The sequence below is a fragment of the Flavobacterium amnicola genome, assembly GCF_004122165.1.
Classification (GTDB): Bacteria; Bacteroidota; Bacteroidia; order Flavobacteriales; family Flavobacteriaceae; genus Flavobacterium; species Flavobacterium amnicola.
This window is the reverse complement of sequence record NZ_SBKO01000001.1, coordinates 582,486-606,445: the sequence shown is the minus strand read 5'-3', so window position 1 is coordinate 606,445 and position 23,960 is coordinate 582,486. Positions and strand designations below refer to the sequence as shown.

The following is a 23,960-nucleotide window of genomic DNA, read 5'->3' as shown; positions in this document are numbered from 1 at the left end:
GTATTTCGAGAATTTATTACTTTGTTTTCTTCACATATTGGGTCAAAATCACAATGTGTTGTCCCTCTACACGTCCTTCAATTTGTTCCGCATTATCCCAAACTAATTTGATGTTATGAACTGCAGCACCACGTTTTGCCGTAAAAGTAGCCCCTTTTACATCAAGATCCTTAATCAAAACAACAGAGTCACCATCGAGTAAAATATTTCCGTTGGAGTCTTTATGAACAATTTTCCCTTCTTCATCTTCGTCTTCTCCTGTAGCTTTTGCCCATTCCAATGCTTCTTCATCTAGATACATCATGTCTAATAAATCATGATTTTTCAAACGCGCCAACATGCGCCAAGAAACAATTTGAACAGGTAAATTTTCGTTCCACATACTGTCGGACAAACCTCTCCAATCGTTCGGATTCATTAAATCTTTGTTTTCGATTTGTTCCTTCAACGATTTTGTAATTAAGATGCAGTTTTCAGGAGTGGCTTCCGTTTTAGGTGCTACAAGATAAACGACTAAATTTTCATCACTTCCGCTAATTTCGCAAACAGCACCACTTCTGTCTTTTAATCTTTTTTCAGTTACTACACTCATGTTTATAAATTAAAGGACATTCCGAAGCTCACATTAAACTGATTGTTCAAATGTCCGAAAACGCCGGGAGTTGAATCATATTTTGCAATTGGAAAACCCGCTTCTGTATACAAGCCAAATCCTTGCGAAAAGAAATAACGAGCACCCACATGACCACCAAAATTACGTAAACCTAAATCCAAGCCAGGATAGATGTCTATTTTTTCATCAATGTTGATTACTTTACCTAAATTGGCATTAAAACGGGCTCTAAAATCAGCTCTGTCTTCAAATTTAGGTTTAATTCCTAGAATATTATTCGCACCTAATAAATAAGAAGCTGAAAATCCGTAGGACATGTTTTCTCCTAGGCCAAAATCAACAGTAGAAATAATTCCATTTCCACCATTTTGAAAATTAGCACCCACTTGAAATTTCACATCTCCTTTTCCTGAGTAGGATTCTTGAGCATTGGCTATAAAAGTTGCAATTGTGCATAAAAGCAGTAAAATACGTTTGTTCATTTTATAAAAATTTAAAAATCCTGACAAAGATAGTAAGATAGTTCTAATTTCTGCCCATTTCGTTGGGGTACAACAAATATACAGGATCGCTTTGCCAAAATTCTTTACTGTCTATGTCTAGTATGGTTAATGGTCCTTTAAAAGCAGCGCCCGTATCGATATTCCAAATATTCGCTTTGTTGATTGGAATGGTTTGATTGATTTGAGTGACAGGCGTATGACCGATATAAATTTCGTGGTACAATTTTAAACGCTTTGGATAAAATATGGAATCTTTCGAAATAGTGTTGTCTAAAGAAAGTGCCATTTCCCATAATGTTCTGTCCCAATATATAAGTCTTGGAAAATGTTCGTGAGTCACTCCCTTTAAATTGGTAAATCCAGCGTGGATAAACAATCTGTTTTTTTCATCCAAATGGTAATTTTTAATGGAAAGTAAAAAGGCAATGTGCTTTTGTTTAGTGGCTTCGGATACATTTTGGTAGGCTTTCACCGTAGATTCACCACCATGATCATACCACATTGGGTTGTCATGATTGTTTTGTAACCAATGCAGGGCTAATTCGTCATGATTGCCACGCAAGAAAATACAGTTGTGAGTGTGGCTGATTGCAATGAATAAGTCAAGAACAGCTGGCGATTCGCTCCATCCATCTACATAATCCCCCAAAAAGATTAAAGTATCATTTGTAGATACAGCAGCTCTTTCTAAAACTTGTTGCAAGGCTTTTAGTGCGCCATGAATGTCGCCAATAACAAATGTTTTTGCCATAAATAAAATGCAATTGAGATACTAAAAATTTATAAATATCAGTTATGGATAAGCGCAAACATTTAACAAAATATGCGGAAAAACCGTAAAATTTATCAAATTAACAGTTATAATTTTGAAAAAATTATAAGAAATACTTGTAATAAAATTCACTAAAAATGATAAAATTTTTCAAAAACAATAACTTATAAAAACCCAAAATTATGAAAACATTTTTTTATACTATCAGTTTTTTAGCATTACTTGGATCACCAGCATCTTGCGCCATCGAACAAATGAGAAAATATGATCAACAAGCACTAGAGACCGAATCATCAGAACATTTTCAACAGACAGAAACAGATATTGATCCGCCAATCCCTGCGCAAATACCGAGGTAGTATTTTTACTACAAAAATTTCTATTCGGTCGGTTAAATTAGTATAAAATCAGTAGATTTGAGCTAATTAATTTTTGATTGTCTTTTTGTGAAAAACATATTTTATTTTGCGATGTTTTTTTTGTTTTTCTTTTCTTGTAAAGAACAGAAAGAGGACAAGCGAGTATATTCAAATGATTATGTTGAATCTCTTTTTTCGAAAGCGTATAATCCTACCCTTTCCAAAAAAGAGCGATTAAAAAATATTGAAAGAGCACATTATATTCTTCAAAAGAAAGAAAACGATTCGCTAAAAAGAAATTTTTATTTTCAATTAGCGGGAGGTTTTTATAATCTTGAAAAATATGATCAATATTTTGCCATCTGCAAAGAAGTTAATGCAATGGCAATTGAAAAAAATGATACCTTGAGTATTTCCAAAAGTTTAAACTTTATTGGGAATTACTACTATATCAATTTCAAAAATGATAGTGCCTATTACTACTTTACCAAAGCAGAAAAAATGTACTTGCACTATGAAAAAGATAGTGTGAATACCAGTAGAATAGGATTGTATAAAGCCAATATTCTATTTTATGAAAAAGATTTTTCGGGATCAGAAACAGCGGTAATAAAAATCTTAAAATCGGCAATTAAAGGAAATGATACTAGACTTATATACGATTGTTATATCACTTTGGGACTTTCCTTAGAGGGCTTGAATCAAAACGATCAAGCATTGGAGTATTTTGAAAAAGCGTTTGAATTAACGGATAAAATGAAAAATGACCCTCAGTTTGCCTCATTAAAAGCCCAAACATACAATTACATAGGTAAAATTTACCAAAAACAAGAAAATGACAATCAGGCGATTGATTATTTCAATAAAGCATTACGTTTTGAAACGACTAAAACACTCTTGTATGCCAATTTAATGAATAATATTGGTTACAGTAACTTTAAATTAGGGAACTCAAATTCACTCTATTATTTAAAAAAAGCACTAAAAATAAGAGATAGCTTGCAAAATGTCCCAGGGTTAGTCTCAAGTAACATCAATTTAGCCAAGTATTATTTGGAGAAAAAAGATTCGCTTACTGCCTTAAAATACTGCTTAAACGCCAAAAAAAGAGCACATGAAAATAAAATTTTTGAAGACGAACTGAGTGCGTTGGAATTATTGTCAAAAATAGCGCCCAAAAAAAGTTTGGAATACACCAAAAAATACATTGCGCTTAATGATAGTCTTCAAAACGTAGAAAGAGCAACCCGTAATAAATTTGCCCGAATTGAATTTGAAACGGATGAAATTTTAAACGAAAAAAACACCATAGAGGCTGAAAAGGAAGAGATATCTTCCCAACGATGGTTTATACTGATTTGCAGTGTCATCGTATTTATAATTCTAGGATTATTATACATCACCAGAATGCAACATGCCAAAAACAAAGAATTACAGTTTGAACGCAAGCAACAAGAAACCAATGAAGAAATCTATCAGTTAATGCTAAAACAACAAAGTGTGATAAATGAAGCACGTCGGGGTGAAAAGAAACGAATTTCGCAAGAGTTGCATGATGGGGTGATGAGTAAACTTACAAGTACTCGATTGAATTTGTTCATTTTAAGCAAAAAACAAGACGAAGAGACCATACAAAAGTGCTTGAAACATATCGATGGAATTCAGGATATTGAAAAAGAAATCAGAAACATATCACACGATTTAAACAAAAATGCATTACTAGAAAAAGATAGCTTTCAAGAGATTGTTCGTAATTTATTCGAAGAATATAAAAACACAACCAACCTTGACTGCAAAATTGATATCGATGAAAATATTAATTGGAAAACCATAAATGACACTATCAAGATTCATTTGTATCGAATTTTTCAAGAATCACTTCAAAACATTTACAAGTATGCCTTAGCCAGCGAAGTAATTTTGAAAATTGTAAAACTAGAAGACAAAATTGTAATTGAAATAAAGGATAATGGACAAGGTTTCGATACCTCCAAAATGAGGGAAGGGATTGGTTTGAAAAACATGCAATCCAGAATTAAAGCCATAAACGGAAACTTCAGTTTAGAATCTGTTATTGGAAAAGGAACATCAACAAAAATGACAATACCCGTATAAAATGAAATTAAAAGTTTTAATGGTCGATGATCATCCTTCCATGATCGAAGGATACAAAATAATTCTATCCTATAATACATCGGGTTATGAAATTGAAACCGCTGTGGCTTATAATTGTGAAACGGCCTATCAACTTCTAAATTCAACTAAGTTTGATATTGTTTTTTTGGACTATAGCTTGCCGCCCTTCGAAGAGCAAAACATTCATAATGGGGTCGATTTGGCAAAATTTATTCGAAAAAAAGAAATAAAATCGAAAATTGTCATTCTTACCTCTCATTCCGAATCAATAATACTTTACGATATCATTATTGCTACAGATCCCGATGGCCTTCTAGTTAAAAGTGATTTTAGTGCCGATGAACTTCTAATTGCTTTTGAAAAAATTGTAAACGGCGAAAACTATAGAAGTGCTACGGTGACCCATAATGTAAAAGAATTACTCGCCAACAAAGTCTATTTGGATGACTACAATAGAAAAATCATCACCTTATTATCACAAGGTATAAAAACAAAAAGTATTCCGAATTACATTAATATTTCAATGAGTAGTGTGGAAAAAAGAAAAACTCAAATAAGGGATTACTTCGGACTAAAAAAAGCCAGCGATGAGGATATTTTAAGAGAAGCAAAAAAAGCAGGACTACTTTAAAAATTTAACAAAAAGTACGGAAAAACCACAGCTGTTTTTTTGCAAAAAATGAGAACTTTAAGGTATAATTTCCAAAAGAATTAAAACCTTGAAATCATGGTAACCAATGCGCCAAAAATAGAGCAATCAGAAAAAATAAAACTGCTAGTTTCTAGCCTTGCTTTGGCTATTTTTATGGTATTTGTTGGAAATGTATTTTATCTTGCTATCGTATATTTTCCAAAATACAGCGAACCATCCTTTCAAATCAACAATTTTTCTTTCGAAAATACGTACTTAACCATAAATAATGAAAAGGTGGGTTTTGCACTTTTTTTTAATCTTTTAGGTTTGTTTTTTCTTTGGCTGATGATGACGTATCATAACTTAAAAAGCATCAAAAAACCGTTTGTTTCTATATTTTTATAAACAGTTGCTATAACTTCAATGGCTATACTTCATTTTTCGTAACACCCGCATGACTTCTTTAAAATTCAAATAGACAGAAGGAAATAGTTTGAGTATCAGTTTCGCATCAATCAATCGTTGCTTGGCATCATCAAATCCGTTTAAGTAACACAGCATAAAAGTAGAAGGTAAATTATATAAATCCTTTTCTTCTCGTTCCGTTAAAACAACTTTTTTCTGAATTTTTTCTAACAGCGATTTATTGGAGTTATAAATGTGATGCAACATTTTTTTATTGAATTGAGGAGGCTCAAAAAGCATCTCGGTTTCCATTTTGTAATAGCCATTGTCAAAAAAGGTGAGAATGACTTTTTCCAACGGATAATAACTCGTTTTGTCGTTCAATCCCAACGGAACATACTCGGTAATAATAAACGAGCTATCGGTACATTCCAGAGTTACTTCATCTTGTGCCGAATAAAACAGTTTAATTTGTTCGTTGATTAATTCGATATCCACCCTTGAAAAGTAAGTTTTATCCCGAATTTTTTTCTTATTTCCCGCCCAACAAACCACAAATAATTCTTTAAAAACATAATGTTCTGTAAACATATCTTTATGACGAACGTTCATAAAATCCAATACCCCTTCTAGCGTATGGGCAATACTGTTTCTAGAATTATTTTCGATGCTAATGACAGTTTCAATATTCTGTTTGTTGAAAGGGATTTTTTCGATTGTGGGTAATGTGTTGCTTCCAATGCGCACAAAGGTGGAGTTTGGTTCGATGGTATGGATGCCTTTTTTGAAAAACGAAGTTTTATGATTCGGTTTAATAGTGACCAAACCTACCACTTTTTCTTTGGGTAAATTCGGGAAAGGCACATTTTCATATTGAATTTTCGGTGGATTTTCCAAAAAAGCATTCACTAAATTCTGGATCCGACTATCATCAAAAAAATCATCGCCAACAATTTCATTGTCTTTATCTTCCACACCTACCACAATATAGGAGTTGTTATTCGGATTCGAATTGGATAACGCACAAATATGCTTTAAAAATTTTCCTTTCCCTTCTCGAGAATGTAAATTAAGTTGCCGCTTTTTATCATAAAAACTGTTCTCATCATTATGAGCAAGTAAATTCTTGATAAGTAGGCGTTTGTTTATCATTGTTAAGGAACCATTGAAATACTAAATTACATTTTTTCACGTTATCATACCATTAATTTTAAATTTCCGAGACATGAAAATGAGTAAATTTAAATGGATAAGCGTATTAGTGGTAATTTTTACGACTTTACTTTTTCTAAGCTGTAATGATAGTGATGATGATAGTCTTGAAGTACCAAGAACATCAACTATGACAGTAAGAATGACAGATGCTCCAGGGGATTATGATGAGGTCAATGTGGAGGTATTGGACGTGCTGGTGAAAGGTACTTCCGATACAGGAGAAAATGGGTGGATTAGTATTGGTACATTTACTCCTCAAGTTTACAATTTATTAGATTTGACTGGTGGATTCAATGTTGTGCTGGCAAATAATGTACTAGTTCCATCAGGAAATTTAGGCCAAATAAGATTGCTATTAGGGGATAATAATACGGTTGTTAAAGACGGCGTGACCTATCCTTTGAATACCCCGAGTGCACAACAATCTGGATTGAAAATAAAAGTAAATACAATATTGCTTCCAGACATCACGTATAATTTTCTGCTTGATTTTGATGTCAATCAATCCATCGTGGTGGAAGCAGGATCTTCCGGAAATTATAATTTAAATCCAGTGATTCGGGTCGTTTCTAATTCAACGTCAGGCATTATTAAAGGCTCTGTAACGACCACACCTCCGGGCGTTCAGGTATTAGCGGCAGTGGATGTAAATGGAACAGTTGTTTCTGCTTTTACCAATGCGGAAGGGAAATTTCAAATTAATGGTATTCCTGCTGGAACCTATACTTTAACACTAACCCCAGATAGCACTTCTGGACTATTACCAGTAAGTATTGAAAATATTGTGGTTGAAAATGGTCAAGCAACCAATGTTGGGGTGCAAGTCCTCGAATAAACCTAACAAATTTTACTAAAATACACCAATCGAAGAGAGTAGTACTGCTTGATTTGATTGGTGTATTTTATTTTGTAAAAACAGTTTTTAGAGGCCAAGTCTTAAAAATACTAAAATGGAATCCTAAACTATCCTTAAAATCAGTCTATAATTTTAACATTTAACGCATTATTAACACCAAAAAACTAATTTAATTTTCAATTTGCGTCGTATTAATTAAGATGTTAAATTCACGGCCTAAAAAAATGCAGTAATGGAAGAAAATACAACCACTTTAGACATTAGAGCGATTAATGAAAAAATAGAAAGAGAGAGTGCATTTATAGACCTTCTTACCATGGAAATGAACAAAGTAATTGTGGGTCAAAAGCACATGATCGAGCGATTGCTAATCGGGCTATTAGGACAAGGACATATTTTGTTGGAAGGGGTGCCAGGTTTGGCAAAAACTTTAGCGATTAATACCCTATCACAAGCCGTTCACGGAAGTTTTAGTCGTATTCAGTTTACTCCCGATTTACTTCCTGCCGATGTAGTAGGAACCATGATTTACAATATTAAAGAAAATGCCTTTTCTATAAAAAAAGGACCTGTATTTGCTAATTTCGTCCTTGCTGATGAGATCAACCGTGCGCCTGCCAAAGTACAATCGGCACTGTTGGAAGCCATGCAGGAAAAACAAGTAACCATCGGCGATACAACTTTTAAGTTAGACAAGCCTTTTTTGGTTTTGGCGACACAAAATCCAGTAGAACAAGAAGGAACGTACCCTTTACCAGAAGCACAAGTCGATCGTTTTATGCTAAAAACGGTTATTGATTATCCTAAAATGGAAGACGAGCGCATGGTCATTCGTCAAAACTTAAACGGCGGATTTGCAAAAGTTAATCCTGTGGTTTCTGTCGAGCAAATCCTTAGAGCACAAGAAGCTGTTCGTGAAGTTTACATGGATGAAAAAATTGAAAAATATATTCTAGATATCATCTTTGCGACGCGTTATCCTGAGAAATACAAATTAGAATCCTTAAAACCATTAATCAGTTTCGGAGCTTCTCCTCGTGGAAGTATCAATTTAGCGATGGCGGCCAAATGTTATGCATTTATCAAACGTCGTGGGTATGTAATTCCAGAAGATGTTCGTGCTGTGGTTCATGATGTATTGCGTCACCGTATCGGAATTACGTATGAAGCCGAAGCAGAAAACATTACTTCTGTTGAAATTATCAACAAAATTGTAAACGAAATTGAGGTTCCTTAGTAGAAATCTGTAAACCGTTAACCGAAAACTGTTCACCGAAATGGATACCAAGGAGTTACTTAAAAAAGTTCGTAAAATAGAAATCAAAACCCGAAGATTGAGCGATCATATTTTTTCGGGCGAATACCATACGTCTTTTAAAGGACGCGGAATGACTTTTTCTGAAGTACGTCAGTACCAATATGGCGATGATGTTCGTGCCATCGACTGGAATGTAACAGCCCGCTATAATGAGCCTTATGTAAAGGTTTTTGAAGAAGAACGCGAATTGACCATGATGTTGATGGTGGATATTTCGGGTTCGGAGAGTTTCGGAACTAAAAATCAATTAAAGAGTGAAATCGTTACCGAAATTGCAGCGACTCTAGCGTTTTCGGCGACTCAAAATAATGACAAAATCGGATTGATTTTATTTTCAGATCAAATCGAACTATACATTCCACCCAAAAAAGGAAAACCACACGTACTTAGAATCATTCGCGAACTAATCGAATTTCAACCGAAAAGCAAAAAGACCAATATTAGTCAGGCTTTGCAATTTTTATCGGCAACGCAAAAGAAAAAAGCCATTGTTTTTATGATTTCCGATTTTATTGCGGATGACGATTACGAAAAAACATTGAAAATTGCGAGTAAAAAACACGACATCACAGGTGTTCGAGTATTTGATATTAGAGAATCCAACATGCCAAATATTGGCTTGGTTGCCATGCAAGATGCCGAAAGTGGTCAAACACAATGGGTGAATACGGGTTCCAAAAATGTTCGTTTGCAATACGAAAAATACTATCACGAAAAAGTGAATTATTTTGCAGCTATTTTTTCTAAATGTGGTTCAGGTGTTGTAAATACCAGAGTGGATGAAAGTTATGTGACGAAACTGTTGGGTTATTTTAAATCGAGATAAAGAGTAATGAAAGTGATAAAAAAATATTGTTTCTTTTTAATACTACTATTCCAATCCATTGTGTTTGCACAATCCTTGGAGACCAAAATTGATACGACCAAGAATAAAATTGGAGCACAATTTACGTTGACTTTAAAAGTTAAGGCAAAACCTTCTACGCAAGTTGCGTTTCCAAAAGCCAACAATTTTGGTGCTTTAGAGGTTATTGAATCCTATCCAATCGATACCATCAAGGAAGAATCGAATTACGCATTAATTAAAAAATACGGATTGACGCAGTTTGATTCTGGGAAATACGTTATTCCAAGAATTCCAGTTCTAATTGATAAGAAACCAGTTTTTTCCGACAGTATCAAAGTGGAAGTTTTCAGTGTCAAAGTCGACACCTTGAAACAAAAAATGTATGACATCAAACCGATCATTGCCGCAGAAAGACCTATGGGCGATTGGTGGAAATATCTTTTAGCCGTTATTTTACTATCAGGAATTGGGTATTTGGCATATTATCTTTGGAAGAAAAATCAAAAACCTAAAGAAAAAGAAATTACCTATAATTCTCCTATCGAAAAAGCAACCAGTTTACTGGTACTTCTTGAAAATAAGCAGTTATTAGAAAAAGGGGAAGTCAAAGAATATTACTCAGAATTGACCGATATTGCGCGTGATTATATCGAAGAAGCTATCGAAATTCCAGCGAAGGAAAGTACGACTTCCGAATTGATTGCTGCACTTCGCGTAGCGTCCAATAAGAAAAAATTAAAACTATCGAAAGATACTTTAGAAGGCTTGGAAAAAGTCCTAAAGCAAGCCGATTTGGTGAAATTTGCCAAATCAAAACCACTCGATTTTGAAATTGCAGAGGACAGAAAGAAAATTGAAAATTCTATTGTGACCATCGATAAAGCCATTCCGGTTGTGGTAGATGAAAACAGTTTGAAGTGGAAAAAAGAGCAAGAAGAGTTTCTCAAAAAACAAGAGCGTAAAAAACGTTTGGTGGCATTGGGCGGAATTACAGGATTGGTTTTAAGTTGTGTCTTGGTTTTTACTATTGTGACCAAAGGCATTGATTATGTGAAAAACGGATTTACCGGCCATTCTACCAAAGAATTATTAAATAGCGATTGGATAAAATCGGAATACGGAGAACCTTCTGTTGTAATTGAAACTCCCAAAGTTTTAAAACGAATGGATGTGTCTAAAGCGGTTCCAAAAGATGCTATAGCACTCATTAAAGACATGCAAATGTTTGCTTATGGAAGTGTTTTCGAAAGCTTTACGATTGCCGTTTCTACTACCAAATTCAAACAGGAAACAGAAATCGATTTAACCCAAGCCTTAAACGGAACCATCCAAACATTAGAGTCGCAAGGGTGTAAAAACATCATTTCAAAACAAGAAGAATTTAGCACTGAGAAAGGATTCAAAGGCATTAAAGGTTTCGGAACGCTTACGGTGGAAAATGAAAAATTGTATTACGAAATTTTACTATTCAGCCAATCAGGAGGCTTACAACAAATCATGATTGTGCATCAAGATGGAGATGAAAACGCTAAGAAAATTTCCGAACGAATGTTGAACTCTGTGGAACTAAAAACAGCACAATAATGACCAATGTAACTTTTTTAAATCCGGAGTTCTTTTGGCTGTTTGTACTACTGCCTTTATTGGTTGTTTGGTATTTTTTTAAGAGAAAAGAAGAAAAACCAACGCTTAAAATAAGTTCGTTAAAAGGTTTTCAAACCACGAGCTCAATATTGCCAAAATTAAAACCGTTGTTGTTTGCCATGCGATTGGTCGCTTTAAGTTCATTAATTATTGCGCTTGCCCGACCTAGAAGTGTTGACGTAAGTAATAAATCGAATAATACCAACGGAATTGATATTGTTATCGCGACCGATGTATCTGGAAGTATGCTCGCCAAAGATTTGAAACCAAACCGAATGGAAGCGCTGAAAAGAGTTGCACATGATTTCGTAAAAGAACGTGTGAATGACCGAATAGGAATTGTAGTCTATGCCGCCGAAGCCTATACTAAAACACCAGTTACGAGTGATAAAGCGGTAGTGTTACAAGCGATTGACGACATAAAATACGATAACGTGCTGCAGGACGGAACGGGTATTGGTATGGGATTAGCCACAGCGGTGAACCGATTGAAAGAAAGCAAAGCGAAAAGTCGTGTAATTATTTTGATGACAGATGGTGTCAATAATTCCGGTTTTTTAGATCCCCAAACTTCTGCTGAAATTGCGGCCGATTTGGGAATTAAAGTCTATACTATCGGTATTGGAACCAATGGAAATGCAATGTTCCCTTATGCAATTGCGCCTAATGGCGGATTTTTATTTAAAATGATGCCCGTGCAAATTGATGAGAAGTTGATGAAACAAATTGCGCAAAAAACAGGTGGAAAATATTTCCGAGCCCAAGACAATTCCAGTTTAGAGCGTATTTATAGTGAAATTAATAAGTTAGAAACGACCAAAATAGAAGAGTTAAAGTTTGTGAATTACGATGAAAAATTCCGCCCATTTGTTTGGTTGGCAGGTTTGTTGTTGTTACTTGAAATACTATTGCGAAACACTATTTTTAGAAGTTTTATTTAAAAATTTATGTACGAATTAGACGAATCAAAATATTTGTATTTACTGTTTTTGTTACCAGTTTTGGTGTTGCTTTTTCTATGGGTGGAAGTTTGGAAAAGAAAAAAACAACGTGAATTTGGGGATTTAGAATTGGTTAAGAAACTAAGTCCGGAAAAATCCAACTTTAAACCGGCCCTAAAATTTGGGGTGGTGCTTTTTGGATTGGCAATGCTGATTTTAGGTTTGGTCAATCCGAAAATCGGAACTAAAGTTGAAAAAGTGAAACGCCAAGGAATTGATATTGTTTTTGCTGTCGATGTTTCCAAAAGTATGTTGTGTGAAGATGTTGCACCGAATCGATTGGAAAAAAGTAAACAAATCGTTTCTCAAATTATCAATAACCTTGGGAGCGATCGAATTGGAATTATAGCCTATTCTGGAAGTGCTTTTCCAGTATTGCCCATTACAACCGATTATAATATTGCGAAAATGTTCCTGCAAACCATGAATCCAGGAATGATTTCTTCTCAAGGAAGTAACTTAGACGAAGCAATTGAGTTAACCGAAAATTATTTTGAAGGAAGCGGCAATACCAGTAAATTATTAATCATGGTGACCGATGGGGAAGACCATTCGGAAGCTGCTAAAGATGCTGCCGAGCAAGCGCGTAAAAAAGGCATTAAAATCATTACTATCGGAGTGGGAACTACCGCTGGTGGACCTATTCCAATCAAAAATAGAGGGGTAATTGAAAGTTATCATATAGACAAATCAACCGGTCAAAAAGTAATTACACAATTGCGTCCAGAAGCACTCGAAAGTATTGCAAAAGCAGCCAAAGGGGGTTATATAAATGGTGCGAATACCAAAGAAGTGGTGGAGTTTATGCGAAAATCACTCAACAATATTCAAAAGACGGAATTTGAAGCTACAGAAACGGCGAGTTTCCAATCGCAGTTTCAATGGTTTTTAGCCATCGGATTTTTTGTATTAGTATTAGATGTGTTTTTATTGGAAAGAAAAACCAAATGGGTGCAAAAATTAGATTTGTTTAACGAGAAGAAGGAGAAGTAAGATGAAAAACATTTTTAAAATACTATTTTTGCTGCTTTTTGTAAGCGTTTTTGCCCAGCAGAAAAAAGATTTTGCTTTGCCTGACGGTAACGAACAATTTTCTAAAAAACAATATGCGGAAGCGGAAGCGAATTATAGAATTTCCAAAGCAATAAATGGTAAAAGAGCTACCGCACCTTATAATTTAGGAAATGCGATTTACAAGCAAAATCATCCTGGTGAAGCAAAATTTGCCTATGCCAACGCAATTGAAGTAGCGAGAGACAAACAACAAAAACACGCCGCCTATCACAATTTAGGGAATGTGTTTATGAAAGAGAAAGCATACGATAAAGCAGTTGAAGCCTATAGAAATGCGTTGAGAAATAACCCGAAGGACGACCAATCCAGGTATAATTTTGCCTTAGCGAAAAAAATGCAAAAAGAGAATCCTCCGAAAAAAGACGATAAAAAGAAAGACAAAGACAAGGATAAGAATAAAGACAAAAAGGACGATCCAAAACAAGATAAAAAAGAAGACAAGCCAAAAGATGGCGATGATAAAAAGGACAAGCAAGACCAACCGAAAGACGATCAAAAGGACAAGCCACAGCCTAAACCTAATGTTCCAAAAGATCGTTTGCAAAATTTGTTGGATGCCGTAAATAATGAAGAAAAGAAAATTCAAGATAAAGTGAATGCCAAAAAAGGGAAAGGGAAACCAGTTGAAAATGCGAAAGACTGGTAAACAATGTCTGTAAGAAAATGAAGAAACTACTTTTTATATTATTACTATTAGGTTGCAAGCTATCGGCACAGGTTCAATTTGTGGCGAGTGTTAGCAAAAATGCTATTGGAATAAACGAACGTTTGCGTATAGATTTTGCGATGAATGACGATGGCGATAATTTTAACCCACCTTCTTTTGAAGGATTTAAAATTGTAGGCGGACCCAGTCAGTCGGTGAGTTATTCTTGGGTGAATGGGCGAAAATCTTTTGAAAAATCGTATTCTTATTTCCTTCAACCCATCAAAAAAGGAAATTTTATTATCAAATCGGCTACGATAGAAATTAACGGTCAGATTTTTAAAACCAATCCCATTCGAATCACCGTGGGGAATGCCGTAGCGGAAGAACGTGATCCTTATGATCCTTACGGTAATCCGTACTACCAACAACAACGTCAAACACCACCTCCGGCTACTGCAATAGGAAAAGATGGCGTACACTTAGTGGCTGAAATTTCGAATCCCAATCCCTATTTAAACGAACCTATAACGGTTGTGTATAAAATATACGTGAGTCACCGCTCGGGTGTAGGTGGTTGGAGAGAAGTGACCAATCCGAAATACAATAATTTTTGGAGTCAAAACATAGACATCAAACAATTACAAGTACAAGAAGGCAAATTTAAAGGAGAGAATTACCGTTTTGCTGTACTTCGTAAAACCGTTTTATACCCTCAAAAATCGGGAAGATTAGAAATTGAACCGCTGACTTTGGATGTTGAGGTGGAAGTCCCTTCAGGAGAAACCGATTTCTTCGGCCGACCAATAATGACAATGGGGAATAAGAAAGTATCGGCGGGGTCTAAAATCATCAATGTAAAACCGTTGCCAGAAGCAGGAAAACCGGAAGATTTCAGTGGTGCAGTGGGAAGTTTCGACTTTAAAGTAAGCCCTTCCAAAACCGAATTAAAAGCGGGTGAATCTCTTGATTTGAAAGTAATCGTTTCCGGAAAAGGGAACTTAAAACTATTCACCTTGCCTAAACCAGTGGTGCCGCCATCTTTAGAAATGTATGATCCAGCGCATCAGGAAAATGTGCAAACGCCGCTTTCAGGAATGACGGGGAATATTTCAGATACTTATACTATTATTCCGCAATCGAAAGGGAAATACTTGATTAAACCTTTGTCGTTTACCTATTTTGATTTGGCGAGCAAAAGCTATAAAACCATTGTATCCAAAGAAATCGAAATCAATATCGAAGAAGGCAGCGGAACTATTGCTGTGGCAGAAAACACTCCGAATAAATCGAAAGTCACCGCCAATACTACCTTTGGTTTTATAAAAACAAATACCGAATTAGTAAGTCATGATACGTCCGATTTTCTTGGTTCGGGAATGTTCTACGCTTGGTTGGCATTGCCATTTTTATTGATTCCAGTAGTGATGGCTTTCCGAAGAAAGAAAGAAGCGATGGATGCCGATGTAAAAGGAAATCGAATTAAATTGTCGAATAAGTTAGCAAAGAAATATCTTTCGGAAGCACAAAAACAAATCCAGAACAAGGAACCGTTTTATATTGCTTTAGAAAAAGCCATGCACAATTTCTTAAAAGCCAAATTACACATCGAAACTTCCGAGATGAGCAAAGATACGATTCGAGAAATGCTATTAGCAAAACATGCCGAAGCAGAAACGGTGAATCAATTTATTGCGCTTACCGAAAGTTGTGATTTTGCACGTTATGCCCCATCAACAAGCATGACGATTCAAAACGATTATAATCTTGCAGTAACGATTATTTCCGAGTTAGAAAAACAAATTTCTTAACCTTACGGTTAATACTATTAAAAATGAAAAAATTATTCTACATACTATTAGTATTCACTCAAATTTTCTGGGCACAAGATGCTTTTGAAAAAGGGAATTCGTTGTATCAAAAAGGACAGTACCAAGAAGCCATTTCGACGTATGAAACCATATTAAAATCAGGACAAGAATCGGCGGAAGTGTATTTTAATTTGGGAAATTGTTATTACAAACTCAATCAAGTGGCTCCAGCGGTGTATCATTTTGAAAAAGCCTTACGTCTCAATCCGAGTGATGCTGAAATACAAAACAATTTAGGATTTGCTAAAAAAATGGCCATTGATGAAATTCAAGAAACGCCAAAAGTTGGGTTTTCTAAAATCATCCAGGATTTTACCTCAAGGTTTCACTACGATAGCTGGGCATGGATAGCGATTGCACTTTCCGGGTTGTTCTTCCTGAGTTTTTTGGGCTATTATTTTTCCAATACAACTAGTTTAAAACGGGTTTTCTTTTTGGGAATGGTCCTTTTATTGCTAAGCGTTTTGGTTGCTTTATTTGGAGGTTTTTTTGAACAAAACAGAATTCATAATGATAATCCGGCGATTGTTTTTGCCGAAGTGATTGCGGTGAAAAGTGAGCCTAATGCGGCTTCGCAAGAGGCCTTTACTTTACATGCCGGAACCAAAGTGCAAATTCTGGAAACCATTGGGAAGTATCACAAAATTCAACTCGCCGACTTAAAAGAAGGTTGGATAACGAAAAGTGCGGTGAAGGAGATTAAGTAATTAATGTTCGTCATTCCTCGTTCATTGTTCAAAATTCTGTATTCATTTTTATTGTTTATTTTGTGAACAACGAACAACGAACGATGAATAAGGAACAAAGAATACAATCATACTGCTTACTGCAAACTATCTTTCGCCACTTCCGAAGTTTCATCTTCCGTTTTTAAACTTGCTGCTTTCTCTTTCAAATCAGTAAACCAATCGCCAAGAACCGGTAATAAGGTTTCAGAGGTTTTCATACACGGCATAAAGAACAACGAACTTTCTTGGGTTTCTTTGCTTACCAACATATCGTTAATGTTTACTTTTTGAAATAAATTCAAAATAATTCCAATAAAAAGAGCCGTTTTTAGTGCTCCAAATAGACCACCGCCTAAAGTGTTGGCCCATCCTAAAAAAGCAAAATTCGCTAAGCCGGATAATGCCTTTGCTGCCAAATGAATCACAACAATTACTATTCCTAAGGTAATAATAAAAGAAAACACTTGTACGGTTTTAGGAGGCCACGACACATTTTTTTCGAAGAGCCCTGCCACTAAATAAGAGAATTTAATCGCTATAAAAATACCAACAAAAAAGGCAACAAGCGAAGCCAATTCAACAAACAATCCGTTTTTAAATCCTTTGTAAAATCCAAAAACCAGCAAGGCGCCAATGATAATATCTATAAATCCCATTTTTCTTTTTTTCAAAAGTAAGAAAATAGAATAAAGAATCTATAAAAGCGAATTCGAATACTATCTTTGCCAATCATTTTATGTTTATGAACTCATAATTCATAATTCATAATCCATAATTCAAAACAATGTCACGCGATATACAACTCAAAGAACGCTGGGAGCAGCTGGTACAAATCCTTTCTGATAAATTTTCCCAAGGGGAAGATTTAGATTTGGACGCCATTATATACTTAATTGGTGTTCAAGAATTAGGAAAATTTAGTCAAACCTATAAAAAAGATGAAAAGCTAAATCTAATGCACATCGCTATTTGTCGCTTGTTGGAACCGTATGGATATTATGAGTTTGAATATTTCGACAGTGAAGGTTGGCCGCATTATAAAATAAAAGAAGAATTGCCTCCGTTAAAAGCAGGAGAACAATCGGTTTTGATGAAAGAAGCGATTGTAAATTATTTTTTAGAAAAAAAGTTAATCGATTAAATACTGTAAACGGTTCGCTGTGAACTGTAAACTAAAAATTGTAAATTTGCCCTTTCAAAGAAAGAATGATGACAGACAAGATTAAAGAATACATTGAAGAAGCGAAAGCTTTTACCACTCAAAATAAAGAAAAATTAGAAGAATTCCGGATCAAATTCCTTGGGAGCAAAGGTTTGGTGAAAGATATTTTTGCCGAATTTAAAAATGTACCCAACGACCAGAAAAAGGAATTTGGTCAAGTGATTAACTTGCTGAAAACCATTGCAGAAGAAAAAGTAAAATCGATTCAAGACGAGTTGGAAAGCAAAGAAGTCGTTGGCGGTATCTATGGCGATTTATCTCGTCCTGCCGAACCGTTTAAAATTGGTTCGCGTCATCCTATTTCGTTGGTTAAAAATCAAGTGATTGATATTTTCTCTAATATCGGGTTCAATGTTTCAGAAGGTCCGGAAATTGAAGACGATTGGCACAATTTTACCGCATTGAACTTACCGGAATACCATCCGGCAAGAGACATGCAGGATACGTTCTTCATTCAAACGAATCCCGATATTTTGTTACGTACACACACGTCATCTGTGCAAGTACGTTATATGGAAAACAACCAACCGCCTATTCGTACGATTTCTCCTGGTAGAGTTTTCCGTAATGAAGCGGTTTCATCACGTTCACACTGTATTTTCCACCAAGTGGAAGGCTTGTATATTGACAAAGATGTTTCGTTTGCCGATTTAAAGCAAACGCTTTTATATTTCACTAAAGAAATGTTCGGGAAGTCGAAAATTCGTCTCCGCCCTTCGTATTTCCCATTTACCGAGCCTAGTGCTGAGGTTGACATTTACTGGGGATTAAAAACCGAAACCGATTACCGTATTACCAAAGGTACCGGTTGGTTGGAAATTATGGGTTGTGGAATGGTCGATCCAAACGTATTGAAAAATTGCGATATCAATCCAGACGAATACAACGGATTCGCTTTCGGAATGGGTATCGAACGTATGGCGATGTTGTTGTACCAAATCAGCGATATTCGTATGTTTTATGAAAACGATGTACGTTTCTTAGAGCAGTTTAAGTCGTCGATTTAGTCATTGCGAGGAACGAAGCAATCTAAAATAACATGAAAGAAGATATCACTATCCCTAAAGTAGAAAACGTATTCCTTGCCGCCATTCAAGAGTGGAGCGATGATTTTATGGAAAACGTTTGGTACGTTCATCTTGTCAATGATTCTGATTTTGATTTGGATGGCGTTATGGTAGTCTCAAAAGCTTTTGGAACAATCAACGGCGAAATGAAGAAAACCTCACTTTTGCGTCATGCCTTTCAACAAGTCCCAACCCTTTCGGTGGTAAAAGTTGAAATGATTGAAAAAAGTGTACTGGAACTGAATAACGAATTCATGGTGACCTATTTCATTGGAAATACGCTGTACGATAAAAAATTCATCTTCCGTAAAAATACCATCAACGAACGCGCTACCGAAGAAGTGCCACACATTTGGAAGAATGGAGTGGTGGTAAGATAGAAAAGTTAAAAGATATAAGAAAAAAGGGATAAGTAATTAACGCATTTACTTATCCCTTTATAAAAAATTAATCCAATTTATCGGTCAATTTTCGAAAGGCTTCTTTAGCCTCTTTCCCTTCGTAAAGAACTTGATGAACCGCATCTAAAATAGGCGTTTTGGCTTTGTATTCTTGGTTGAGTTTATAAGCACTTTTGGCCGCATAATAGCCTTCCGCGACCATACTCATTTCCATTTGAGCAGATTTTACCGTATAGCCTTTCCCGATCATGTTTCCGAACATACGGTTACGCGAAAAAACAGAATATCCGGTTACTAACAAATCTCCTAAATAGGCCGAATTGTTAATGTTTCGCTTCATTTTGTGCACTTGTTTGATAAAGCGTTTCATTTCACGAATGGCATTACTCATTAATACCGCCTGAAAGTTATCCCCATAACCCAATCCGTGCGCGATTCCGGCGGCAATAGAATAGATGTTCTTTAAAACAGCCGCATATTCGGTACCAATAATATCATCGGACGTTTTGGTTTTGATATAATAACTCGATAAGTTTTTGGCCATAATTTTAGCATTCCCCAAATTTCCACTGGCAATGGTCAAATAAGAAAGACGCTCTAGAGCCACTTCTTCTGCGTGACAGGGTCCGGTAATTACTCCAATATTGTCGTAAGGAATATTATAATTTTTATGAAAATGCTCGCCAACAATCATACTCGTTTCGGGTACAATTCCTTTAATGGCTGAGAAAATGATTTTTCCTTCCAAACTTTCGGTCATTTTTTCCAATTCGGCACTTAAAAAGGCAGATGGAATGGCGAAAATAACAAAGTCGGCATTTTTTATAGCCTCGTTGATGTCGTTGGTCAAGTTTAATTTTTTGGTATCAAATTCGACCGAACTTAAATAGTTGGGATTGTGTTTGTGCAATTTTAAATGTTCTAGTGCATACACGCTTCTCATGTACCAAGAAACTTGGTCAACATTCATGGTTAACATTTTGACAATGGCTGTAGCCCAGCTACCACCTCCTATAACAGCAAATTTTGGTTGTGTACTCATAAAGTTCTTTTTAGCCCCGATAGTAGCCGATATCCTCGCGGAGTATAACGTAGCGAGATAAAGGCGAATAGCGGGATTAGCTCCTAAAAATAAGTATTTTTCTAGGAAGAATCAAAGGTAATAATTTTTTGGCACGCATATTGAATAGGTAGTAGTGAAACTATAAAAACCTTGAATTATGAAAACGATAAAATTACTTCTGATTGCGATGATTTCGCCTTTTTTGTTTGCTTCATGTACAGCAGATGTTATTGTGGAAGACAATTATGCAGGCCATTATGTGGATAATGGAATTTCGTTACCTCAGTTAATGGAAGGCTATAATTTGTGGTATGTAGACTATGATGCGACAACAGGAAATGGTGATGTACCTTTCTTAACCAGAGCATTTACGATTTCGTTTTTACATGGCGATTTGTATGCGAATAATAACTTAGCAGGAATTGGTGTTACTGGTGATGGTTTTGGCATTCGAGTGGGGTATTATGATTATTTTTCAAAAGCCATTCGCGTGTATCACGATGTGTATGGAGCTTATGATTTGGAAGTGTATCAATTGGCTGCCAACCGAATTAAATTGTATGACCGTCGTCAAAATACGGCCTATTATTTAAATGGATATCAAAGAAGTGCTTTCGATTATAATAAATTGTTTAATGATAATATTCATTACTTTTTACAAGAATACAAAGCTTGGGAAAAAGTGTATACCAGTAATGTAGGCGCATTGAATGATTTTGATCACGAGCATTTCCTTCAATTTATGGCGGGAGGTAGCGATAACAACTTCCGTTCATCACAAGATGCACCTGGCACAAATGTCAATAATATCTACTGGGATTTTACTGGATTGTATGGCGTTTATAATACTTCAAACCCTTATACTAAAATTTTAACACTAGATTATGATTTTTGGGGCAATGAATCGTTTACTCTTAGCGTTATTAATGACAGTCGCATTCGATTGTATCACAATGCTAGTGGCACGACCTATGAATTTGTTGGAAGAGGGTTCATACAATATTTACGACAATCGGCCGTTAGAAGTAAAAGTGATACCACATTAAGAAAAGAATTCGTAAAAAAAGAGTTAGTTAAATAAATATAAATAAAGTTAAGTTAATTACGTTTTGTTTTTGGTGTTTAGTAGGAAGGCGCTCTAAGGATTTATTCTAGGAGCGCCTTCTGAATTTTTATACCTGTCTGATTTCTAAAACCAGACAGGTATAAAACAAATATTAATAACTCATTTCCACAATCGCTCTCACTTTTTCTGGCGTGATGTTTTGTTTTTCTCCTAGCGCTTTCCAACCGCGTTCTTCGAAACGATTCACAATAAAATCGGCTGTTTTTTGATAGTCGTTGGTATTTTCCGAAAGTTTGGTTTGCATGCCCATGGCATGTAAAAATTCGACTGTTTTTTCAATGGCTTGTTCGGCTTTGTCTTCTACTGAATTTCCAGAGATGTTGAATACTCTTTCGCCGTATTGCACCAATTTTTCTTTTTTGGTGTCAAACATTACACGGTATAAGTTCGGACCGATAATCGCCAAAGTTCTTGCGTGATCAATTTCATACAAGGCGGTCAATTCATGTCCAATCATGTGCGTCGCCCAATCGGAAGGAACGCCTTTTTGGATCAATCCATTCAAAGCCATCGTCGCGCACCACATATAGTTCGCCGCTAATTTATAATCGGATGGATTTTCGACTACTGCAGGACCAATTTCGACTAAGGTCTGTAAAATCCCTTCGGCAATTCGGTCTTGTAACATGGCATCGTGTGGATAGGTTAAATATTGCTCCAACACGTGGGTATAAGCATCTACAATCCCATTTTGGATTTGTCTTATGGGTAAAGAGGCGATAACAGTTGGATCGCAAATTGAGAATTTCGGAAACAAAGCACTTCCGCCAAAAGATAATTTTTCTTGGGTTTCATCAATAGTGATTACTGCTCCCGAATTCATTTCCGAACCTGTTGCCGGTAAAGTTAATACGGTTCCGAAAGGAATGACTTGAGACAACTCTTTTATTAATAATCGTTTGTGAAGAATATCTTTTGGGTTGCCTTCAAATTTGACAGCAGCCGAAATGAATTTTACGCCATCAATGACACTTCCGCCGCCGACCGCTAAAATGAAATCAATTTTTTGTTCGCGAATAATCGCAACCGCTTTCATTAAAGTTTCATAACGCGGATTGGGTTCGATACCGCCGAATTCCACCACTTCAAAATTAGAAAGTGCTAATTTTACCTGTTCGTAAACCCCATTTTTGAAAATGCTTCCACCGCCATACGCCAATAGGACTTTGCTGTTTTGCGGAATGAGTTCGGAGATTTTTGCGGTTTGTCCTTTGCCAAAAATATAATTGGTCGGATTGTATAGTTCGAAGTTTAACATAGCTTAAAAATTTAAAAGCTTAAAGTTAAGGAAGTTTCTTCGGAACAATTGATAAAGGTTTGTTAAGAATGATTCCGATTTGAACTATATCTGTTTCTAAAAAAGTTCATAGTTTCAATAATTTCTTCAGGGTTAAAATAATTGAATAAACCGAAACTCTCTTTCTTACCAGATATTGTGAAGATTTCAAGTTGGTAATCAGAAGTTTTACTTTTTGGAACTATCGTGAAACCATAATCATATATTTGATTCCAAAGAAATATAGTTTTATTAATTTCAATTCTTTCTTCAGAAATTTTAATCTCTTCCAATTTTTTAGTTTTATTATACCCAATAAGAATTATCAAAATTAGCAACAAGCCTAGTACAATATATCTACTAAATAAATCTTCAAAAGAACGTAATCCAAATAGTAAAGTAAAAAATCCAATTACAAAATAGAAATAGTTGTCGGAACCAGTATTACTAAAAATTATTTCTTCACTATATTTTTTTATAGTTGAACCATATTCAGATGATCTAACAAAGTAGGGGTTGTCAAATATAAAATTGATTACCGAATTTTTCTTTTTAGGTTGCTTTTCAATCAGCTTTTCAATTTCAAAATTTTGCATTACTACTACTTCGTATAAAACAAATTGTGCTCCACATAGTCCCATACTTTATGAGGAAGCATTGGGATGACGTTTTTCTTATTTTTGATGCTTTCGCGGATAAATGTGGAGGACAATTCAACCACCGGTGCCGCAACTTTATGAATGTTAGGATGATTCGTAAATTGATTGTCCATTTCTCCCGAATGCAATCGTGGATACACATAAATATCGTGGTTGTTTACAATCACTTCGTAGTTTTTCCATTTGTGAAGCGAATTCAAATTGTCCTCACCCATAATTAAAGCAAACGCATGTTGTGGATATTTCTCTTGTAAATGGGCTAAAGTATTGACCGTATAATTGGGTTGTGGCAATTTGAACTCAATATCGGAAGGCTTTAATTTGGGAAAATCTTCGGTAGCCAAATGCACCATATGCAAGCGATGGTAATCGTCTAATAAGGTGCTTTTCTGTTTGTGCGGATTGTGTGGTGTGACCACCATCCAAATTTGATCCAAATCGGAATGCTCTGCCATATGATTAGCAATGATTAAGTGCCCAATGTGAATGGGATTAAAGGTTCCGAAATACAATCCTATTTTCAT

26 protein-coding genes are annotated in these 23,960 nt (G+C 35.4%); 17 read left to right on the top strand and 9 right to left on the bottom strand.

Annotated elements, in window-relative coordinates; all coding sequences use genetic code 11:
- Positions 1 to 16 precede the first annotated feature (16 nt).
- From EQG63_RS02795 to EQG63_RS02785, 3 genes are read right to left on the bottom strand one after another with little or no spacing between them, the layout of a single operon-like run.
- On the bottom strand, positions 17 to 592 hold the full coding sequence (locus EQG63_RS02795; protein WP_129434182.1) for a PhnA domain-containing protein: 576 nt from the start codon (positions 590 to 592) through the stop codon (positions 17 to 19).
- Positions 593 to 594: 2 nt separating this feature from the next.
- Positions 595 to 1,095, bottom strand: coding sequence for a DUF6646 family protein (locus EQG63_RS02790; protein ID WP_129434180.1), 501 nt, complete (start codon positions 1,093 to 1,095; stop codon positions 595 to 597).
- A gap of 43 nt (positions 1,096 to 1,138) precedes the next feature.
- Positions 1,139 to 1,867 (bottom strand): metallophosphoesterase, encoded by a 729-nt coding sequence (locus EQG63_RS02785; RefSeq protein ID WP_129434179.1) that lies wholly within the window; start codon positions 1,865 to 1,867, stop codon positions 1,139 to 1,141.
- 203 nt (positions 1,868 to 2,070) lie between these two features.
- Here EQG63_RS02785 and EQG63_RS12220 point away from each other — a divergent pair, with 203 nt between their 5' ends.
- The 4 genes from EQG63_RS12220 to EQG63_RS02770 all read left to right on the top strand — a co-directional run bounded on the left by EQG63_RS12220 (position 2,071) and on the right by EQG63_RS02770 (position 5,422).
- A complete protein-coding gene (locus EQG63_RS12220) occupies positions 2,071 to 2,247 on the top strand; it encodes a hypothetical protein (RefSeq protein ID WP_164974446.1) in 177 nt (58 codons plus the stop codon).
- A gap of 87 nt (positions 2,248 to 2,334) precedes the next feature.
- Positions 2,335 to 4,362, top strand: coding sequence for a tetratricopeptide repeat-containing sensor histidine kinase (locus tag EQG63_RS02780; protein WP_129434177.1), 2,028 nt, complete (start codon positions 2,335 to 2,337; stop codon positions 4,360 to 4,362).
- A 1-nt stretch (position 4,363) separates the two neighbouring features.
- Positions 4,364 to 5,014 (top strand): response regulator, encoded by a 651-nt coding sequence (locus tag EQG63_RS02775; protein ID WP_129434175.1) that lies wholly within the window; start codon positions 4,364 to 4,366, stop codon positions 5,012 to 5,014.
- A 96-nt stretch (positions 5,015 to 5,110) separates the two neighbouring features.
- On the top strand, positions 5,111 to 5,422 hold the full coding sequence (locus EQG63_RS02770; RefSeq protein ID WP_129434173.1) for a hypothetical protein: 312 nt from the start codon (positions 5,111 to 5,113) through the stop codon (positions 5,420 to 5,422).
- Between the two features lie 15 nt (positions 5,423 to 5,437).
- On the opposite strand, the gene EQG63_RS02765 is transcribed toward EQG63_RS02770, so the two are convergent.
- A complete protein-coding gene (locus EQG63_RS02765) occupies positions 5,438 to 6,574 on the bottom strand; it encodes an ATP-binding protein (RefSeq protein WP_129434171.1) in 1,137 nt (378 codons plus the stop codon).
- Positions 6,575 to 6,653: 79 nt separating this feature from the next.
- On the opposite strand from EQG63_RS02765, the gene EQG63_RS02760 reads away from it, so the two are divergent.
- The 9 genes from EQG63_RS02760 to EQG63_RS02720 all read left to right on the top strand — a co-directional run bounded on the left by EQG63_RS02760 (position 6,654) and on the right by EQG63_RS02720 (position 16,601).
- Positions 6,654 to 7,472: a DUF4382 domain-containing protein gene (locus EQG63_RS02760; RefSeq protein ID WP_235827800.1), complete on the top strand. Its 819-nt coding sequence runs from the start codon at positions 6,654 to 6,656 to the stop codon at positions 7,470 to 7,472.
- A 253-nt stretch (positions 7,473 to 7,725) separates the two neighbouring features.
- Entirely contained in the window at positions 7,726 to 8,730 is a 1,005-nt protein-coding gene (locus tag EQG63_RS02755; RefSeq protein WP_129434169.1) for an AAA family ATPase, read from the top strand.
- 40 nt (positions 8,731 to 8,770) lie between these two features.
- Entirely contained in the window at positions 8,771 to 9,637 is an 867-nt protein-coding gene (locus EQG63_RS02750; protein WP_129434167.1) for a DUF58 domain-containing protein, read from the top strand.
- A gap of 6 nt (positions 9,638 to 9,643) precedes the next feature.
- Positions 9,644 to 11,242 carry a hypothetical protein gene (locus EQG63_RS02745; RefSeq protein WP_129434165.1) on the top strand — a complete coding sequence of 533 codons (1,599 nt, stop codon included), beginning with the start codon at positions 9,644 to 9,646 and terminating at the stop codon, positions 11,240 to 11,242.
- The gene (locus EQG63_RS02740) at positions 11,242 to 12,243 is read left to right on the top strand and encodes a vWA domain-containing protein (protein ID WP_129434163.1); all 1,002 of its coding nucleotides are present in this window, start codon (positions 11,242 to 11,244) and stop codon (positions 12,241 to 12,243) included. Before EQG63_RS02745 ends, EQG63_RS02740 begins: the two co-directional genes overlap by 1 nt.
- A 6-nt stretch (positions 12,244 to 12,249) precedes the next feature.
- Positions 12,250 to 13,296, top strand: coding sequence for a VWA domain-containing protein (locus EQG63_RS02735; RefSeq protein ID WP_129434161.1), 1,047 nt, complete (start codon positions 12,250 to 12,252; stop codon positions 13,294 to 13,296).
- A gap of 1 nt (position 13,297) precedes the next feature.
- Positions 13,298 to 14,023: a tetratricopeptide repeat protein gene (locus EQG63_RS02730; protein WP_129434159.1), complete on the top strand. Its 726-nt coding sequence runs from the start codon at positions 13,298 to 13,300 to the stop codon at positions 14,021 to 14,023.
- 17 nt (positions 14,024 to 14,040) lie between these two features.
- Positions 14,041 to 15,834, top strand: a complete 1,794-nt coding sequence (locus EQG63_RS02725; protein WP_129434157.1) for a BatD family protein — start codon at positions 14,041 to 14,043, stop codon at positions 15,832 to 15,834.
- Between the two features lie 23 nt (positions 15,835 to 15,857).
- Positions 15,858 to 16,601, top strand: coding sequence for a tetratricopeptide repeat protein (locus tag EQG63_RS02720; RefSeq protein ID WP_129434155.1), 744 nt, complete (start codon positions 15,858 to 15,860; stop codon positions 16,599 to 16,601).
- Between the two features lie 116 nt (positions 16,602 to 16,717).
- Here the strand turns inward: EQG63_RS02720 and EQG63_RS02715 are convergent, their stop codons facing one another.
- Positions 16,718 to 17,278 carry a CvpA family protein gene (locus tag EQG63_RS02715; protein WP_129434153.1) on the bottom strand — a complete coding sequence of 187 codons (561 nt, stop codon included), beginning with the start codon at positions 17,276 to 17,278 and terminating at the stop codon, positions 16,718 to 16,720.
- A 128-nt stretch (positions 17,279 to 17,406) separates the two neighbouring features.
- On the opposite strand from EQG63_RS02715, the gene EQG63_RS02710 reads away from it, so the two are divergent.
- The 3 genes from EQG63_RS02710 (at position 17,407) to EQG63_RS02700 (ending at position 19,291) form a co-directional block, all read left to right on the top strand.
- The gene (locus EQG63_RS02710) at positions 17,407 to 17,763 is read left to right on the top strand and encodes a hypothetical protein (protein ID WP_129434151.1); all 357 of its coding nucleotides are present in this window, start codon (positions 17,407 to 17,409) and stop codon (positions 17,761 to 17,763) included.
- A gap of 68 nt (positions 17,764 to 17,831) precedes the next feature.
- A complete protein-coding gene (gene pheS / locus EQG63_RS02705) occupies positions 17,832 to 18,851 on the top strand; it encodes a phenylalanine--tRNA ligase subunit alpha (protein WP_129434149.1) in 1,020 nt (339 codons plus the stop codon).
- 32 nt (positions 18,852 to 18,883) lie between these two features.
- Entirely contained in the window at positions 18,884 to 19,291 is a 408-nt protein-coding gene (locus EQG63_RS02700) for a hypothetical protein (RefSeq protein ID WP_129434147.1), read from the top strand.
- Positions 19,292 to 19,358: 67 nt separating this feature from the next.
- On the opposite strand, the gene EQG63_RS02695 is transcribed toward EQG63_RS02700, so the two are convergent.
- A complete protein-coding gene (locus EQG63_RS02695; RefSeq protein ID WP_129434145.1) occupies positions 19,359 to 20,354 on the bottom strand; it encodes an NAD(P)H-dependent glycerol-3-phosphate dehydrogenase in 996 nt (331 codons plus the stop codon).
- A gap of 178 nt (positions 20,355 to 20,532) precedes the next feature.
- Between EQG63_RS02695 and EQG63_RS02690 the strand changes: the two genes are divergently transcribed.
- Positions 20,533 to 21,456 (top strand): nicotinic acid mononucleotide adenyltransferase, encoded by a 924-nt coding sequence (locus EQG63_RS02690; protein WP_129434143.1) that lies wholly within the window; start codon positions 20,533 to 20,535, stop codon positions 21,454 to 21,456.
- A gap of 136 nt (positions 21,457 to 21,592) precedes the next feature.
- Here the strand turns inward: EQG63_RS02690 and EQG63_RS02685 are convergent, their stop codons facing one another.
- The 3 genes from EQG63_RS02685 to nadD form a co-directional block, all read right to left on the bottom strand.
- Entirely contained in the window at positions 21,593 to 22,759 is a 1,167-nt protein-coding gene (locus tag EQG63_RS02685; RefSeq protein WP_129434141.1) for an iron-containing alcohol dehydrogenase, read from the bottom strand.
- 62 nt (positions 22,760 to 22,821) lie between these two features.
- Entirely contained in the window at positions 22,822 to 23,373 is a 552-nt protein-coding gene (locus EQG63_RS02680; protein ID WP_129434139.1) for a hypothetical protein, read from the bottom strand.
- Between the two features lie 5 nt (positions 23,374 to 23,378).
- On the bottom strand, positions 23,379 to 23,960 hold the full coding sequence (gene nadD, locus EQG63_RS02675; RefSeq protein WP_129434137.1) for a nicotinate (nicotinamide) nucleotide adenylyltransferase: 582 nt from the start codon (positions 23,958 to 23,960) through the stop codon (positions 23,379 to 23,381).